Annotated in this window: 15 protein-coding genes and 2 pseudogenes; 13 read left to right on the top strand and 4 right to left on the bottom strand. The window is 50.8% G+C overall.

The annotated features are described in order from the left end of the window. Positions 1-83: 83 nt before the first annotated feature. Complete coding sequence (locus LG52_RS07350; RefSeq protein WP_044731438.1) at positions 84-1,307, bottom strand: endo-1,4-beta-xylanase; 1,224 nt, start codon at positions 1,305-1,307, stop codon at positions 84-86. 632 nt (positions 1,308-1,939) lie between these two features. Here LG52_RS07350 and LG52_RS07345 point away from each other — a divergent pair. The 5 genes from LG52_RS07345 (at position 1,940) to xylB (ending at position 8,034) form a co-directional block, all read left to right on the top strand. Beyond that, the gene (locus LG52_RS07345; RefSeq protein WP_044731437.1) at positions 1,940-2,734 is read left to right on the top strand and encodes a Nif3-like dinuclear metal center hexameric protein; all 795 of its coding nucleotides are present in this window, start codon (positions 1,940-1,942) and stop codon (positions 2,732-2,734) included. 29 nt (positions 2,735-2,763) lie between these two features. Beyond that, complete coding sequence (locus LG52_RS07340) at positions 2,764-3,423, top strand: SGNH/GDSL hydrolase family protein (protein ID WP_044731436.1); 660 nt, start codon at positions 2,764-2,766, stop codon at positions 3,421-3,423. 44 nt (positions 3,424-3,467) lie between these two features. Continuing rightward, on the top strand, positions 3,468-5,075 hold the full coding sequence (locus LG52_RS07335) for a glycoside hydrolase family 43 protein (RefSeq protein WP_044731435.1): 1,608 nt from the start codon (positions 3,468-3,470) through the stop codon (positions 5,073-5,075). 108 nt (positions 5,076-5,183) lie between these two features. Further along, positions 5,184-6,521: a xylose isomerase gene (gene xylA, locus LG52_RS07330; RefSeq protein WP_044731434.1), complete on the top strand. Its 1,338-nt coding sequence runs from the start codon at positions 5,184-5,186 to the stop codon at positions 6,519-6,521. Between the two features lie 13 nt (positions 6,522-6,534). Continuing rightward, positions 6,535-8,034 carry a xylulokinase gene (xylB, locus tag LG52_RS07325; RefSeq protein WP_044731433.1) on the top strand — a complete coding sequence of 500 codons (1,500 nt, stop codon included), beginning with the start codon at positions 6,535-6,537 and terminating at the stop codon, positions 8,032-8,034. Positions 8,035-8,077: 43 nt separating this feature from the next. On the opposite strand, the gene LG52_RS07320 is transcribed toward xylB, so the two are convergent. After that, positions 8,078-8,602 (bottom strand): hypothetical protein, encoded by a 525-nt coding sequence (locus LG52_RS07320; protein WP_128738870.1) that lies wholly within the window; start codon positions 8,600-8,602, stop codon positions 8,078-8,080. A 201-nt stretch (positions 8,603-8,803) separates the two neighbouring features. On the opposite strand from LG52_RS07320, the gene LG52_RS07315 reads away from it, so the two are divergent. From LG52_RS07315 to LG52_RS07280, 8 genes and pseudogenes are all read left to right on the top strand, one after another. Beyond that, complete coding sequence (locus LG52_RS07315) at positions 8,804-9,838, top strand: nitronate monooxygenase (RefSeq protein ID WP_044731432.1); 1,035 nt, start codon at positions 8,804-8,806, stop codon at positions 9,836-9,838. 75 nt (positions 9,839-9,913) lie between these two features. Further along, positions 9,914-11,101, top strand: a complete 1,188-nt coding sequence (locus tag LG52_RS07310; protein WP_044731431.1) for an iron-containing alcohol dehydrogenase — start codon at positions 9,914-9,916, stop codon at positions 11,099-11,101. Between the two features lie 249 nt (positions 11,102-11,350). Further along, entirely contained in the window at positions 11,351-11,752 is a 402-nt protein-coding gene (locus LG52_RS07305; protein WP_044731430.1) for an acyl-CoA thioesterase, read from the top strand. A gap of 18 nt (positions 11,753-11,770) precedes the next feature. Further along, the gene (locus LG52_RS07300; protein ID WP_044731429.1) at positions 11,771-12,175 is read left to right on the top strand and encodes a DnaA N-terminal domain-containing protein; all 405 of its coding nucleotides are present in this window, start codon (positions 11,771-11,773) and stop codon (positions 12,173-12,175) included. A gap of 365 nt (positions 12,176-12,540) precedes the next feature. Continuing rightward, positions 12,541-14,166, top strand: a pseudogene (locus tag LG52_RS20900) (FAD-dependent oxidoreductase); the annotation flags it as partial. After that, a pseudogene (locus LG52_RS07290) lies at positions 14,163-15,260 on the top strand (MFS transporter); the annotation flags it as partial. The pseudogenes LG52_RS20900 and LG52_RS07290, both read left to right, overlap by 4 nt. Before the next feature lie 289 nt (positions 15,261-15,549). Beyond that, on the top strand, positions 15,550-16,023 hold the full coding sequence (locus LG52_RS07285) for a MarR family winged helix-turn-helix transcriptional regulator (protein WP_044731428.1): 474 nt from the start codon (positions 15,550-15,552) through the stop codon (positions 16,021-16,023). 73 nt (positions 16,024-16,096) lie between these two features. Next, a complete protein-coding gene (locus LG52_RS07280; protein WP_044731427.1) occupies positions 16,097-16,516 on the top strand; it encodes an organic hydroperoxide resistance protein in 420 nt (139 codons plus the stop codon). Between the two features lie 56 nt (positions 16,517-16,572). Here the strand turns inward: LG52_RS07280 and LG52_RS20125 are convergent, their stop codons facing one another. Further along, positions 16,573-16,710 (bottom strand): hypothetical protein, encoded by a 138-nt coding sequence (locus LG52_RS20125; RefSeq protein WP_197071998.1) that lies wholly within the window; start codon positions 16,708-16,710, stop codon positions 16,573-16,575. Then, positions 16,670-16,885 carry a Fur-regulated basic protein FbpA gene (locus LG52_RS18860; RefSeq protein WP_075261720.1) on the bottom strand — a complete coding sequence of 72 codons (216 nt, stop codon included), beginning with the start codon at positions 16,883-16,885 and terminating at the stop codon, positions 16,670-16,672. The genes LG52_RS20125 and LG52_RS18860 overlap by 41 nt, the downstream gene beginning before the upstream one ends. Positions 16,886-17,019 lie beyond the last annotated feature (134 nt).

Raw genomic sequence — 17,019 nt, 5'->3', positions numbered from 1 at the left:
ACGGCATATATTAGAAAGAGGATGCCTCGTTGTTGTTGAGACATCCTCTTCTTTGCTGGAGACACCTATGTGCTTTTGGCTGTCTATTTGTGGTCGATAATAGCCCAATATGCGGGTTTGACTTTGTAATCCGGTCCAAAAACGAACGGCGCATCTTTTCCTTTCCCTTTTTCCACTTTTGCGTACGGAGCGTTCGGGTCAACCACAACATTCCCGTTGGCGTCATAGTACACATCCGCACGGCTGTCGAGCCACGTATGATTGTCGGCGATGCCCCAGAAGGTGACGTTGCTAATTTTATCGCTCAACTTTTCATACAGTTTGAACAAACGATCATAGCGCGCTGCCTGATCCAAAAACTTTTGTTTTGGAATGGCGTCATACGTCGGGTAAGCGCGCGGCGGCCAACCGTACATGCTCACATCAAGCTCAGTGATTTGGTTGTCTAAGCCGAGAGCGGCGAACATGTTAATCGTTTTCTCGATTTCTGCTTCAGAAGGCCAGCCGATTTGAATGTGGGATTGATGGCCGATGCCGTCAATAGGAACGCCCTCTTCTTTTAATTGCTTCACCAAGTTATAAAGAGCGCTTCGCTTTGGTTCCACTTCGGTATTGTAATCATTGATATAAAGTTTAATCTTGTTGCCGCCATATTTTCTCGCTGTTTGGAATGCCACTTTAATATAATCGATGCCGGCGATTTGATACCATGGAGAGTTGCGCAGTTTTCCGTCGTCCCCCACAACCTCATTTACAACGTCCCAGTACTTAATGTCATCTTTGTACCGCTCGACGATCGTTTTAATATGAGTTTCAAGTCGTTTTAACAGCAGTTGTTTATTTTGTTCACGTTTCACTGGATCTGTTTCATTAACCATTGGCTTGCCTTCCTTGTCAAGAAAGAACCATTGAGGTACTTGGCTGTGCCAAACGAGTGTATGGAAGCGAATATCCATGCCATTTGCCTTAGCGAACTTCACAATTCGATCCGCTTGTTCAAAATTGAATTTTCCTTCCTCAGGTTGAATGCTGATCGGTTTCATTACGTTCTCGGCAACAATGCTGTTGAAGTGGCGCTTTAGCATTTGTACGTCTTTTTCATTTTGTAGTTGATAAGGTTCTACTGCCGCACCAATCGTGAACTCGTTTTTGTAGCGTTGATCCAATTGTGGGGCATTCAATGCGCTGATGTGAGGTTTTTTCGCATAGGAATCTGCATTCTTCGCTGATGTTGCCGTCATTCCCATGGGCAATAATAGTGTTAAAGCGAGTCCGATTGTCAATGGTTTACGCACGACGTTCCGCATACTATTCCCCCTCATTCTTTATTATATGGTTGATAGGGATGAAAGGGTTTTCCTTTTAGAAGGCACAAGTTGCTACCTTTCATTCCCGCTTCATTATTTTATCAATGTTATCTTTGTTTGTAAATTAAATATACTAACTATTCGTTATATTTTATTAAATTTAGTTAAAAAGATCTACCCCCCTCTTTGAAGCGTTAGTTTTTCAATGACTTCGTTTATAGAAAGCGATTGATGAGAGAGAAGATCAATGACGGGGGATATCCCATTTTCATAGACATGCATAATATGGTTGGAAGTTCGGTGATGTAACGGCAGCGAATATTTGTCTCAACAGTGAAAACGGACAGCACTCTTTTTACTGGATGATGATGTACGAACGATATACTTGAAAATTAAAAAAATTCGGTATATAATTAGTTTGAATGCAAAACATACTTAGTTGCAATGTTTTTAGCCGTTATTTTCGAGAAGGAGAAACAAAATAAGATTTTAGAGTAGCGGAACGATATCTTCAGAGAGTCAGAACAAAGTAGTCTAAAATTAAAATCGTTGCTTACCACTTATTTTTCATGAATAAACATGGAGAAGTGGATTTCATAACAGCTGACGTAACAGGCGAGAGGAGCAGAATTATGGCAACTACTGTTCAAGATGTGATAGAGCGATTAACGGCATCGGTTGGAAAAATTCCAAATACCATGGATACTCTTCAGCATGGCGACCCTAACATGGAAGTGAAGGGGATTGCAACGAGCTTCATGCCTACATATCGTGTGATCCAACAAGCCGTCTCAATGGAGGCCAATCTGCTCATTACTCATGAAGGATTATTTTATAGCCATACTGACAACACCGAAATGATGCAAAAGGACTCGGTATATCAGGAAAAGATTCGCTTGATCCGCGAGTCGGGCATTGCAATCTACCGCTTTCATGATTATTGGCATCGACATCAACCGGATGGAATCATGGTCGGTTTCATTCGCGCTTTGGAATGGGAGTCATATGTTTCTAAATATTTGCCGACCGCTGCGATTGTAGCGATTCCCCGCATGACGGCAAAGGAAGTGGCTGAATATGCGAAGGAAATGTTGAGCATTCCCTTTGTACGTATCGCCGGAGATTTATCTGTACCATGCACCCGCATAGGGATATTGGTGGGGTACCGAGGCAGCGGAGCATTGTCGATTCCATTGTTTGAACAGGAACATCTCGATGCGATTATGTATGGAGAGGGGCCTGAATGGGAGACGCCCGAATATATTCGGGATGCCGTGTACCAAGGAAGACAAAAGGCGTTGATTGTACTGGGACATGCGGAAAGCGAAGAGCCAGGCATGAAGTATTTGGCCGAATGGCTAGGGGAGCAGTTTCCGGATATCCCCGTCCATTTTCTTCGAGAGCGACCGATTTTTCAGGTGATTTGAATAGGACTTCAAGGGAGGAAAAGAGGAGAATGAAAATCGGCTCTGGCGAAAAATTGCTCTTTATTGGTGATTCGATCACTGATTGCGGCCGCGCTCGGCCAGAGGGAGAAGGATCATTCGGAGCGTTGGGCACGGGATATGTCGCTTATGTGGATGGCCTCTTGCAAGCGGTTTACCCCGAACTAGGCATTCGCGTCGTCAATAAAGGGGTCAGCGGCAATACAGTGCGAGATTTGAAAGCAAGATGGAAACAAGATGTCATCGACCAAAAGCCAGACTGGGTATCGATTATGATCGGCATTAACGATGTTTGGCGGCAATATGATTTGCCGTTCATGAAAGAAAAACATGTATACTTGGATGAATATGAAGCGACGCTCCGCAGCCTTGTGCTCGAGACGAAGCCGCTTGTGAAAGGAATCATTTTGATGACACCGTTTTATATCGAAGGAAATGAACAGGATCCCATGCGCCGAACAATGGATCAATATGGCCGTGTTGTCAAGCAAATTGCGGAAGAAACAAACAGTTTATTCGTCGATACCCAAGCAGCTTTCAATGAAGTATTAAAGACGCTTTACCCGGCTGCGCTCGCTTGGGATCGGGTTCACCCGTCCGTTGTGGGACATATGATTTTGGCAAGAGCGTTTTTGAGGGAGATTGGGTTTGAGTGGGTTAGGTCTAGATAATAAATTAATCATACATACATCCTTAGAAAGGGGGACGAGTACAATTGTCCAAAATTAAAAATCCTATTTTAACCGGCTTCCATCCCGATCCATCCATTTGCCGGGCGGGAGACGACTATTACATTGCGGTTTCGACGTTTGAGTGGTTTCCGGGGGTGAGAATTTACCATTCGAAAGATTTAAAGAATTGGCGTTTGGTGGCGCGGCCATTGAATCGGTTAAGCCAATTGAATATGATCGGAAACCCGGATTCCGGGGGCGTTTGGGCGCCGCATTTGTCGTACAGCGACGGGAAGTTTTGGCTCATTTATACGGATGTGAAAGTTGTCGAAGGCCAGTGGAAGGATGGGCACAACTATCTTGTGACGTGCGACACGATCGATGGCGAGTGGTCGGATCCGATTTATTTAAATAGCTCTGGGTTTGACCCGTCTCTCTTTCACGATGAGGACGGAAGAAAATACTTGGTGAATATGTATTGGGATCACCGCGTCGGCCATCATCCGTTTTACGGGATTGTGCTTCAAGAATACAGTGTGGAACAGAAAAAATTGGTTGGTGAGCCGAAAATTATTTTCAAAGGAACGGACTTAAGAATTACAGAAGGGCCGCATTTGTATAAAATCAATGGTTATTATTATTTATTGACGGCGGAAGGGGGAACGCGATACAACCATGCGGCAACGATTGCCCGGTCAACCTCGCTCTATGGGCCATATGAGGTGCATCCGGACAACCCGTTGCTTACGTCTTGGCCTTATCCGCGAAACCCGCTGCAAAAGGCTGGTCATGCTTCGATTGTCCATACTCATACGGATGAGTGGTTTCTCGTGCACTTAACCGGCCGGCCGCTACCAAGGGAGGGCCAGCCGCTGCTCGAACATCGCGGTTATTGTCCGCTCGGACGTGAAACGGCGATTCAGCGGCTTGAATGGAAAAATGGATGGCCTTATGTGGTCGGGGGAAACGGTCCTTCGTTAGAAATTGACGGGCCGAACGTTAAAGAAGTTCCGTGGGAAAACGATTACGATGAAAAAGATGATTTTGATGGTGATACATTAAACCACCATTTTCAAACATTACGAATTCCTTTAGGGGAAGACATCGCTACCTTAAAGGCCCGTCCGGGACATTTGCGGCTGTACGGAAGGGAATCGCTCACTTCCCGGTTTACACAGGCGTTTGTCGCCAGACGATGGCAGCATTTTACCTTTGTTGCGGAAACGAAAGTCGCGTTTCGTCCGACGACTATCCAACAATCGGCTGGGCTCGTGAACTACTATAATACGCAAAACTGGACAACGCTGCAATTGACATGGCATGAGGAAAAAGGACGGATTCTCGAGTTAATGGCGTGCGACCATCTTGTTGTTGACCAGCCGTTGCGCGGTCAAGAAATTGTCGTCCCTGATGATGTCGAGTATGTGTATTTACGGGTGAACGTACAAACGGCCACGTACAACTATGCGTACTCTTTCGATGGGGTGAATTGGAGAGAGATTCCCGTCACCTTTGAATCGTATAAACTGTCAGACGACTATATCAAAAGCCGCGCGGCGTTTACCGGGGCGTTTGTCGGCATGCATTGCCGGGACGGTTCAGGACAAAACAACTACGCCGATTTCGACTACTTTTTGTACAAAGAATTGTAGAATACTTTGTTTATATGATAGACAAACAAATGTGAAAGCGTTATAATAAAACCGAAGCAAGCCATTTTCGCTGATTGAACTTGATTCATGATGAAGGGGGACCTAGGCATGGCTTATTTTCCGAATATCGGCAAGATTGCGTATGAAGGACCGGAGTCGCGCAATCCGTTGGCGTTTAAGTTTTATAATCCAGAAGAAAAAGTCGGCGACAAAACAATGGAGGAGCATTTGCGCTTTTCAGTGGCCTATTGGCATACGTTTACGGGGGATGGGTCGGATCCGTTTGGCGTCGGCAATATGATTCGTCCATGGAATAAGTACAGCGGCATGGATCTGGCGAAGGCGCGCGTCGAGGCGGCGTTTGAGCTGTTTGAAAAGCTGAACGTTCCGTTTTTCTGCTTCCATGACGTCGACATCGCTCCAGAAGGGGAAACGCTTAGCGAGACGTACAAAAATTTGGATGAAATTGTCGATATGATTGAAGAATACATGAAAACAAGCAAAACGAAGCTGCTTTGGAATACGGCGAACTTGTTCAGCCATCCGCGCTTCGTTCACGGGGCGGCGACGTCGTGTAACGCTGACGTGTTCGCCTATGCGGCGGCAAAAGTGAAAAAAGGGTTGGAGATCGCGAAGCGGCTCGGGGCGGAAAACTACGTGTTCTGGGGCGGACGGGAAGGTTATGAGACGCTGCTGAACACGGATATGAAACTGGAGCTTGACAATTTGGCCCGCTTCTTGCGTATGGCGGTCGACTATGCGAAAGAAATCGGTTTTGACGGTCAGTTTTTGATCGAGCCGAAGCCGAAAGAGCCGACGAAGCATCAATACGATTTTGACGTGGCCACGGCGCTGGCGTTCTTGCAGACGTATGGGTTGAAAGATCATTTCAAATTCAATATTGAAGCGAACCATGCGACATTGGCCGGGCATACGTTTGAGCATGAGCTGCGCGTCGCCCGCATTCATGGCATGTTGGGCTCGGTCGATGCGAACCAAGGCGATACGCTGCTTGGCTGGGATACGGACGAATTCCCGACCGATTTGTATACGACGACGTTGGCGATGTATGAAATTTTGCAAAACGGCGGCCTTGGGCGCGGCGGCTTGAACTTTGACGCGAAAGTGCGAAGAGGCTCGTTTGAACCGGAAGACTTGTTCTACGCTCATATTGCCGGGATGGACAGCTTTGCGATCGGGTTGAAAGTCGCTCATCGCTTGCTGGAAGACCGCGTGTTTGAACAGTTCATCGAAGAACGGTACAAAAGCTATACAGAAGGCATCGGCCGCGAGATCGTCGAAGGGACGGCGGACTTCAAAAAGCTTGAGGAGTACGCCTTGCAGCTTGGCGACATTCGCAATACGTCCGGACGTCTTGAGCGCTTGAAAACGTTGCTGAATCAATATTTGCTCGAAGTCAGCGCGCCGAGTGGATCTCGTTCGTGAAAGAGGGATGAGCGTGGAATATGTCATTGGCGTCGATTTAGGAACAAGTGCGGTGAAAGTGTTGCTTGTCGACCGCAATGGGCAAGTCAGAGGGGAATGGACCGAGTCCTATCCCCTCTACCAGCCTCATTCCGGCTATAGTGAGCAGCGCCCGGACGATTGGGTGGAGAAGACGATTACGGCGTTGCGCCGCGTTTGGGAAACGGCGGGCATTTCTCCGGAGTCGGTCGTGGGCTTGAGTTTTTCTGGGCAAATGCACGGGCTTGTGCTACTTGATGGCGACGGGAACGTCGTGCGCAACGCGATTTTATGGAACGACACGCGAACGACGGAAGAGTGTCGGATCATTGAAGAAAAGGTCGGCCGCGATCAGTTGCTTTCCATTGCCAAAAATGAGGCGCTGGAAGGATTCACGTTGCCGAAGCTTCTTTGGGTGAAGCGGCATGAGCCTGAGCGGTACGAGCGGGCGCGGGTGTTTTTGTTGCCGAAAGATTATGTCCGCTTCCGCTTGACCGGGCACATGGCGATGGATGTATCGGATGCGGCGGGGACGCTGCTGTTGGATATCAAAACGAAAACGTGGAGCGAGGCGATCGCCCGTGCGGTCGGCGTCGATCTCACGCTTTGCCCGCCGCTTGTCGAGGCGACGGCGTTCGTCGGGACGCTGCGCCCGGAGGTGGCCGAGCAGACGGGGCTGCCGGTATCGGTGAAAGTGTTTGCCGGCGGGGCGGACAACGCCTGCGGCGCGGTTGGCGCGGGCATTTTGGCAGAAGGCCGCATGATGTCAAGCATCGGCACATCCGGCGTCGTCTTGGCGTATGAACAAAGTGGGGAAAAAGATTTCGCTGGACGAGTGCATTACTTCAACCATGCCGAGCCGAACGCCTACTATATTATGGGGGTGACGCTGGCGGCGGGCTACAGCTTTGACTGGTGGAAGCGGACGTTTGCCGAGGACGTGCCGTTTGCCGAGATCGTCAAGCGCGCCGCTGAGTCGCCGATTGGCGCCAACGGCTTGTTGTTTACGCCATATTTGGTCGGCGAGCGGACGCCTTATGCCGACGCCGATATTCGCGGGTCGTTTGTCGGCATTGATTCGGCGCAGACGAAATGGGATTTCGCCCGCGCGGTCATCGAAGGCATTACATTCTCGCTCAACGAGTCGGTGGAGATCATCAAAGCGAGCGGCAAAACGATCGATTCGGTCGTCTCGATCGGCGGCGGGGCGAAAAGCGCTGAGTGGCTGCAAATCCAAGCCGATATTTTCGGCATCCCGGTGGAAAAACTGAAAAACGAACAAGGGCCGGGACTGGGCGCCGCGATGATCGCCGCCTGCGGCGTCGGCTGGTTTGATTCGCTCAAGGAATGCGCCGACGCGTTCAAACAAGTCGATTCCATCGTCGAACCGCGGCCGGATGCGGTGGCGAAATACAAAGAGCTGTTTGCGATTTATCGCGATGTATATCCGCGTACGAAAGAACTGGCGAAACGGTTAAAGGCGTTTCGGCCGTGACTTCTCTCCCCCAAACCGGCTGGTGGGTTGGGGGAGAAGCATTTTATTTTTCCAACTGTTTTGTGCTTTGGTTCATCTGTGATTGTTTTGTGATCGCTTCGTCGATTAGTCGTTCGATTTCTTCACGTGTTTCAGCTCCGAAAATGTCATCTAACAGATGGGTCAATATATACAAATCGGTGATCGTATCTACTTTGTCCTGTATTTCTTTTGCCGCTGCTCCATACCGGGCTTTCATATATTTTTTGATGGCTTGTTGGCTTTCAAAAATTCTCCCTTTCAGCTCTGCTCTTTTTTCCAATTCCCGAAGTACTCTCACCATTTTGATCGCCTCCATTAGTCTTTCAACGTATTTCTCATCGATAAATTTGTCCGACACAGCAATAATCGTTGACAATAAGCGGAATTGTTTTTCTGGATCTGTAATCTTTTGGGCTAATTCTACTGCCTCAATTGCTCGTTCTGAACAGTCTACAGTACTTTTCATCAAGGGTAAAAAGATAAGATTCAACTCATCTCGTTCTGTTAGTTCCTCGTTGTTTTCGATTTTGGTTTTTAGTTGCTTCATTATTTGATCCCCGTCATAGTCTTTCATAAAGACAGCCTGTGTCTCGTTATTTCTTCGCCGTATCAGTTTTTTATCCCTTTGTAGGAGAATCAAAATGCTCCTATATGCAACGATGAAGGAATTTCTTGAGTAAAACGCGAAAGAGTTAAGAAACCGTAAATGAGGATAGGACAACCGCTAATGCAGAAAGAGGGTATTGCCATGTTCTCTACACTTCCCATCCCGATCATTCAAGCGCCGATGGCAGGCGGGGTGTCGACGCCTGAACTGGCCGCGGCGGTGTCCAACGCCGGCGGGCTTGGGTTTTTGGCTGGCGGGTACAAGACGGCGGAGGCCATGAAGAAGGAAATTCATGAGCTGCGGACGTTGACGGACCGGCCGTTTGGGGTGAATGTGTTTGTGCCGGGGGACAAAACAGTGGATGAGGAGGCGCTCGAACGCTACCGCGCCGTGCTGGCGGCTGAGGCGGAGCGGCTTGGGGCAGCGGTCGGCGAGCCGAAATGGGATGACGATGATTGGGAAGCGAAGCTCGACGTGCTTCTCGAGGAGCGGGTGCCGGTCGCGAGCTTTACGTTCGGCTGCCCAGACAAAGAGGTGATCGCTGCCTTGCAAAAGGCAGGATCGTTTGTGATCGTGACGGTCACGGCGGTGGAGGAAGCCGAAATGGCCGCCGAAGCCGGGGCGAATGCGCTTTGTGTGCAAGGGGCGGAAGCGGGAGGGCATCGCGCTTCGTTTGGCAACGATCCGGAAAAGGATGAGGCGCTCGAGTTGTTTCCGCTGCTGGCCCAAGTGCGGGCAGCGGTCCGGGTTCCGCTCGCGGCGGCGGGCGGGATCATGGATGGGCGTGGCATTGCGGCGGCGCTCCAAGCCGGGGCGAGCGCGGTGCAGCTCGGGACGGCGTTTTTGCGCTGCCCGGAAAGCGGGGCGCACCCGCTTCATAAACAGGCGCTTGCCGATCCGCGTTTTGCCGAAACGGCCGTGACGAGGGCGTTTACCGGCCGGCCGGCGCGCGGGCTTGTGAACCGGTTTATGGCGGAGTATCGCGTCCTAGCGCCGGCAGCGTATCCACATGTGCACCATATGACGAAGCCGCTGCGCGCCGCATCCGCCAAGGCAGGCGACCCGGAGGGAATGTCGCTTTGGGCCGGGACGGGATATCGGCTGGCGCGGGAGCTTCCGGCGGCGGAGCTTGTCGAAGAGCTGAAGCGGGAGCTCGAGGAAGCTTGGCAAGCATAGGAGTTTGGTTATGCGGATCGAAAGAAAACGCGTTCATTCTTCCGAAAAAATGCTGAATAAGGGGGAGAGGAAACCATGACCGCATCTCGCATCGTCTTTCCGCCGCTCAGCTATGTCGGCTGGGGGGCGCTTACGCAGTTAGTTCCGGAAGTAAAAAGGCTTGGGGCAGCACACGTGTTGGTGATCACCGATCCAGCGCTTGAAAAAATCGGCCTCGTCGAGCAAGTGACGTCCCCGCTCCGGCAAGCAGGGTGCAACGTGCATGTATATACGGACGTCGTGCCGGAGCCGCCGCTTGAAACGGGGGAGAAGGCGGTGGCGTTTGTCCGCGACGGAGAGTTTGATCTCGTCATCGGCGTCGGTGGCGGCAGCGCGATGGATTTGGCCAAGCTGGCCGCTGTTTTGGCCGTGCATGAAGGTTCGGTTGCCGATTATTTGAACTTGACGGGAACAAGAACGCTCGAGAAAAGAGGGCTGCCGAAAATTTTAATTCCGACAACATCGGGTACTGGCTCGGAAGTGACGAACATCTCCGTCTTGTCCTTAGAAACGACGAAAGACGTCGTGACGCATGACTATTTGTTGGCCGATGTGGCGATCGTCGACCCGCAACTCACTGTTTCTGTTCCGCCGCGGGTGACGGCGGCGACGGGGATTGATGCGCTTACCCATGCGGTGGAGGCGTACGTGTCGGTGAACGCGAGCCCGACATCGGACGGATTGGCGTTGCAGGCCATGCGTCTCATCTCCCGGTCGCTTCGAAAGGCGGTGGAGAACGGGACAGACAAACAGGCGCGCATCGATATGGCGAACGGCAGCTATTTGGCCGGTTTGGCGTTTTTCAACGCCGGGGTGGCGGGCGTGCATGCGCTCGCATATCCGCTCGGCGGACAGTTCCATATCGCCCATGGCGAATCGAATGCCGTGCTCTTACCGTATGTGATGGGTTACATCCGCCAAAGCTGCACGAAACGAATGGCTGATATTTTAAACGCCCTTGGCGGCAACTCCACCTTTTTGTCGGAAGAAGAGGCGTCGCACCGCTGCGTCGAGGAACTCGAGCGCATCGTCGCCGACGTCGGCATTCCGAAGACGCTCGGCGGTTTTGGCATCCCCGAAAGCGCGCTAGAAAGCCTGACGAAAGATGCCACCAAGCAAAAACGGCTGCTCGCCCGCAGCCCGATGCCGCTTTTGGAAGCCGACATCCGCGCGATTTATCAAGCAGCGTTTGCCGGGACGATCGTGGAACCGAACAAAGGGTGAGAAGAAAAAACAGGGGCTGCTTCAGGCTCCTGTTTTTTCTTTGTAGTTGGAAATAGGGGCCACTTCCGATGTCGGACACCGCGTTCATCCTCTTTTCCGCTCAAAGCGCAACGTTTTCCTCGTTTTCTTGATGGTGAAGCAGGAATTTCCACACGTTGGAGCGAACCAATATACATAAGTCGCCTAAATTCGACAAGATGGGAACGACGATGAGTCGGAATATTCGATAGCTGTTGAGGAGGAGAATTCATGTTTACTACCGTCATTACGCCGCGCGTGTCGGAGACGGACGGCGTCGGCCATATTAACAATACGACCGTGCCCGTTTGGTTTGAAGCGGGGCGGCATGAAATTTTTAAACTATTTACGCCTGACTTGTCATTCAAACGTTGGCGAATGGTGATCATCCGCATGGAAGTCGATTATGTCAACCAAATGTATTATGGGCAAGATGTGACAGTGTATACCCGCATTGAACGCATCGGCAACACAAGCCTTACGATTTATGAAGAAATTCATCAAAACGGTGTGGTCTGCGCCAAAGGGCGGGCGGTGTACGTCAATTTCAACTTTGACACCGGGAGGCCCGAGCCGATTCCGGATGACATTCGGGCGAAATTGCGCGAACATCTATGGCAGCCAGGTGAGTAGATGAAAGGAGGTGACTGTGTGAAGGAGCATCATCTTTGGGAGCAAGTGAAAACGAAGCTTGCGCAAAAATTGTCCGGCCCGTCATTTGACACTTGGTTTGCTTCGACGTCCGCGACGGTGGATGAGGATTGGCTCATCATCGAATGCCTAAACGAGATTCAATGTGAATGGCTGCAAACAAGATATGGCGAACTCATCAGTGAAACCGTACGCGAAGTGTTTGGCCGCGAGATGCGCATCTTCGTCTCTGTCCACGGCGAGCGGCAGCGAATCGAAAAGCGGCTTGAACAGCGATACGGCGTTCCGATGACCTTCCGTCAATACATCACCCGCCTTGAGCGGCAGATGGAGGAGCTTGAACGGCGCATTGATCACTACGCGCGCATCATCGATGAACTGCTGGAATCCCGTCCGATTCACTGATGTCCCCCTAATGAGCAACCTCCAATAAGAAGCGGCCTCCGCTCCACCAGACGGAAGGCCGCTTTTTTGTGCATCTTTTTATGTTATAAAAAGTTACGTTATTATGATGAATCCGTATATTAATTCTGATTTTTATGCGATTACTCATGTTTTTTGTTAAAATTGTGTTATATAATCTTACGTAAAAATGCATGCTTCGTTTTTGGCATGATATGATGGGCACAACCAAGGCAAAGGGGGAATATGAGGGTGATGCGAACAAGAGCGGTCGGATTATGGGGGCTGCTGGTGATGACGATCCGGCTTTGGCTGCATCGTTAACAGTGAGAAAGTGGAACACGGGATGAAGATGGAGGGATGGCGACGTGAAACGAAAACTCGTGTTAATCGGCAACGGCATGGCGGGGGTTCGCTGCATCGAGGAGATTTTAAAACTCGACCGTGAGGCGTTTGAGATCACGATTTTTGGCAGCGAACCGCATCCGAACTATAACCGGATTTTGTTGTCAAAGGTGCTACAAGGAGATACGCGCCTTGATGACATTACCTTGAACAGTTGGGAATGGTACGAACAAAACGGCATTCGGCTGCTTGCCGGCGAAACGGTGACGGACATCGATCACGAAGAGCGGCTTGTCCGGACTGACCGCGGGCGGGTAGTCGAATACGATGAATTGATTTTAGCCACGGGTTCGAACCCGTTTATCTTGCCGGTGCCGGGAGCCGATTTGCCCGGGGTGACGGCGTTTCGCGATATCCAAGATTGCGAGCGGATGATCGAATATGCGAAGACGTACAAAAAAGCGGCGGTCATCGGCGGCGGCTTGCTTGGCTTAGAGGTAGCGCGCGGGTTGCTCAACTTAGGGATGGACGTTGATGTCATCCACATTTTTGATTATTTGATGGAGCGTCAGCTTGATCCCACCGCTTCGAAGCTGTTGCAGCGGGAGCTGGAGAAACAAGGGATGAACTTTTTACTTCGCAAAGAGACGGCCGAATTGTTCGGCAACGGCCGTGTGGAAGGAGTGCGATTTAAGGACGGTACGTCCATTGCCGCCGACTTGGTGGTGATGGCGGTCGGCATTCGTCCGAATGTTGATTTAGCACGGAGAAGCGGCATTGAGGTGAATCGAGGAATCGTTGTCAATGACTACTTGGAAACGAGTGTGCCGCACATTTACGCGGTTGGCGAGTGCGCAGAACATCGCGGCGTTGTCTACGGCTTGGTCGCCCCGCTTTATGAACAAGGATTGACGAACGAGGAGGCGTATTTGCTTGGGAAATTTGCCTGCGTGGCGCTCAAGACGCGGTACATCGACTACAACGGCCGTTTTTGCATGTCGGCGGCCGCTGCTGCCATGAACGACGCATTCGGTCTTGACCGTGAGTTGACGAATCCGTTGTCCGATATTCCTCTCGCTCGTACGATCATTTTGGCTGGGACCAATATCGCCGAATGCCAGCCGACGTTGATGCCGTATTTTTACGAAGCGAAGAAAAACGGAGCTTTTATCATCGTGGTGGATCCGCGGGAAACGAAAACGGCGGCGTTGGCGGATTTGCATCTGCCGCTTAAACCCGGAACGGATGTGGCGTTGGCCATCGGCATTGGGAAAGTGTTGCTCAAAGAAGGATATATTGATGAAACATTTGTGCGTGAACGGACGGTTGGGTTTGCCGAATGGAAACAGCAGATGGAAGCGGTGGATATGGACGAGATCGTCCGGGTGACCGACGTGCCGGCCGAGAAGATCCGCTTGGCGGCACGAAAGTACGGGGAGGCGGCCGAAGCGATCGTGCTCACCGCCCGCGGCCTTGAACAGCAAGCGGACGGCTATGCGGCGGTCAGACACTGGATTAATGTCGTATTGGCGACAGGGAAAATCGGCCGGCCCGGTTCGGGTTTTGGATCGATCACCGGGCAAGGGAACGGACAAGGCGGCCGCGAGCATGGGCAAAAAGCGGACCAGCTGCCGGGCTATCGAAGCTTGGTGCGCTCGGGGTGTTTGTCGCGGAACAGTTTGCGCTCACACCGGCGGAAAAAGGGCTGATGGTCGCCATTCCAGTGTTGGGCGGGGCGCTGCTTCGCATTCCGATGGGGGTGTTGGCGGACCGCTGGGGCGGGAAGCGGGCCGGATTGTTCGGCATGGCGGTGACGGCTATGCCGCTTGTGTGGGGATGGCAGTTCGCTGATCATATGTCGGATGTATATAGGCTCGGGTTTTTGCTTGGCGTAGGTGGAGCCAGCTTTGCCGTTGCCTTGCCGCTTGCAAGCCGCTGGTATCCGAAAGAATACCAAGGGCTGGCCATGGGGATCGCCGGGGCGGGCAACAGCGGAACGGTGCTGGCGACATTGTTTGGCCCGCGGCTGGCGGAAGCGTATGGATGGAACGCGGTGTTCGGTGCCGCTTGTTGTCGTCTTCCTTTTGTTCGCTTGGCTGGCGCGTGAATGTCCGACAGCGTCGAAGCCCGTACCCATGCGCGAATACGGAACCGTCCTTTGCCGCAAAGAATCATGGCTGTTTTGTTTCTTTTACAGTTTGTCATTCGGCGGTTTTGTTGGATTGACGGGTTACCTCGGCATTTTCTTCTTTGATGAATACGGCGTCAGCAAAGTCACGGCCGGCGATTTCGTCACCGCCGTTGTGTTCGCTGGCAGTTTCATCCGGCCGATTGGCGGCTACATCGCCGACCGGATCGGGGGAATGCGGCTTCTTTCCTTGTTGTTTGCCGCTGGGACTTTGTTGCTGGCTTGCATCGGCACATTGCCGTCTCTTTTCGTCCTGTTCGGATTGATGGTTGCTCTTTTCCTTTGTTTTGGCGCGGCGAACGGCGCGTTGTTCCAAGTTGTTCCGACGTGGTTTCCGAAAGAAGTCGGCTTGTTGACAGGCATCATTGGCGCCGCTGGCGGACTGGGAGGGTTTTGCTGCCGAACGTGCTCGGGGTGATGAAGCAATGGAGCGGTTCTTCGGCGTATGGATTTTGGATGCTTGCTTTCGTTTTCATGATCGCGGTGATGGTTGCTCGTCGCCTTCAAGGGACGACGGTTGCGGTCGAACCTTTCTCTCAAAAAGCAGCAGAATGAATGGTGCTCCTAAAAAGATGTAGGAAACTTTCAAAAGAAATCTCTTGATGGAACGAAAAAAAGCTGGTGGAAAACAGTCCTTTCTTTAAATTGACAATGAGGGGGCGATTTTGCGGCGTTTCTTAAGTTTTTCCATTCTTGGCACTGATTTCGGAAGGCTCTCTCCTCTGTAAGGAAAAGACAGAGCCTTCTTAATCATCTTCCTTCGGAAAGCCTCCAACGGGTTTTAGACGGAGAGGAGGATCGATATAATAGGGAGAAGGAGGCGGGTGTCCAACCTTGAAAAGAAATGGAGGAAGGAATCGTGTCAAATGATCATGCGCTGCGTTTAGACCATCAGCTTTGTTTTGCCATTTATGCTTGTTCTCGTGAATTGACGAAGTTATATCGTCCTTTTCTTGAAAAAATAGGGATTACATACCCCCAATATCTCGTTTTGCTCGTGTTGTGGGAACAAGGGGAGACGACGATGAAAGAGCTTGGAAAACGATTGTATTTGGATTCCGGCACACTAACGCCAATGTTGAAAAGAATGGAGGAGAATGGTCTCGTTCAACGGTTGAGATCGTCAGAAGACGAACGAGTTGTGCGCGTTATTTTAACAGAACAGGGCGAGAAAATCAAACAAAAGGCACAATGCATACCAGAAGAAATTGTCAAACGAGTGGGGCTTTCCAATAAAGAGTGGAGCGAATTGTTGGTGCTGCTGCGGTCGTTGCTTGTGCGGCTGAATGATGAACAACATTCTTCATGGTCAAATTAAATCTTGTGTTTTTGTGTTATATTTTTTAAAATTAAATTGTGTACAATTTAATTCGAGAGAGGAGAAACGGAATATGCAGCCACTGTATCAGACGTCAGTGAAAGCGCAAGGTGGGCGGAATGGGAAAGTTGTGTCTAACGATGGGGTGCTTTCGTTAGACGTCAAAATGCCGAAAGAACTTGGAGGGCCAGGGGGCGCCACGAATCCTGAACAGTTGTTTGCCGCTGGGTATGCCGCTTGTTTTGACAGCGCATTGAATTTAGTCATCCGCCAAAGAAAGGTGAAGGTGGAAGGAACGGAAGTGACGGCTCAAGTGATTCTTGGAAAAGATGAGGCGGATGGCGGCTTTCAGTTGGCCGTTGTTCTTCGGGTGCACGTTTTGGGGGTCGATCGCCAGACGGCTGAAGAGCTTGTGCATGCAGCCCATCAAGTGTGCCCGTATTCCAAAGCCGTTCGTGGAAATATCGATGTAACGCTTTCTGTTGAAGAATGATGATGAGAGAAGGTGCCCGTGAAGAAATTCAGGGCACTTTCTCATTTGCGATCGTTTTACAATCGGTTTTGCAAAAAACGAAGCAGTTCATCCGCTTGATTGCCGACGAGCGCGATCAGCTGTTCAAACATGGCGTCGCGCTCGAGGTCAAGTTCAATGATGCGCTTCGCTAGTTCGAGTGCTTGTTTGTCCATGGCGGCGTCCTCCTTCCATGGTGTGGGTGGGATGGAATCGCTCATATTCGCGGCGCAGTTCGGCCATCGTCCACTCTTCGAGCCGCTCTCGGTCAGTGGCTAAGCCGAACTGCATCAGCCGTTCGATGTAAAACTGCTTTTTCTTCCGCACTGCGCTTCGCATCCAAGTTCCCATTCATCTCCCTCCCTGTTTTTACCTTTACGATATCATCTTTTTCTTCAGTCTACAGCGAACGTGTTAAGCTCATTTACAGGAAATTTAAAAAATATGTTAATTTTATTTACAAAATTTAGCGAAGAATCGTTATT

Source organism: Geobacillus kaustophilus, from assembly GCF_000948285.1.
Taxonomy (GTDB): Bacteria; Bacillota; Bacilli; order Bacillales; family Anoxybacillaceae; genus Geobacillus; species Geobacillus thermoleovorans_A.
The sequence above is the reverse complement of the archived record's forward strand: the minus strand, read 5'-3'. Positions and strand labels throughout refer to the sequence as shown.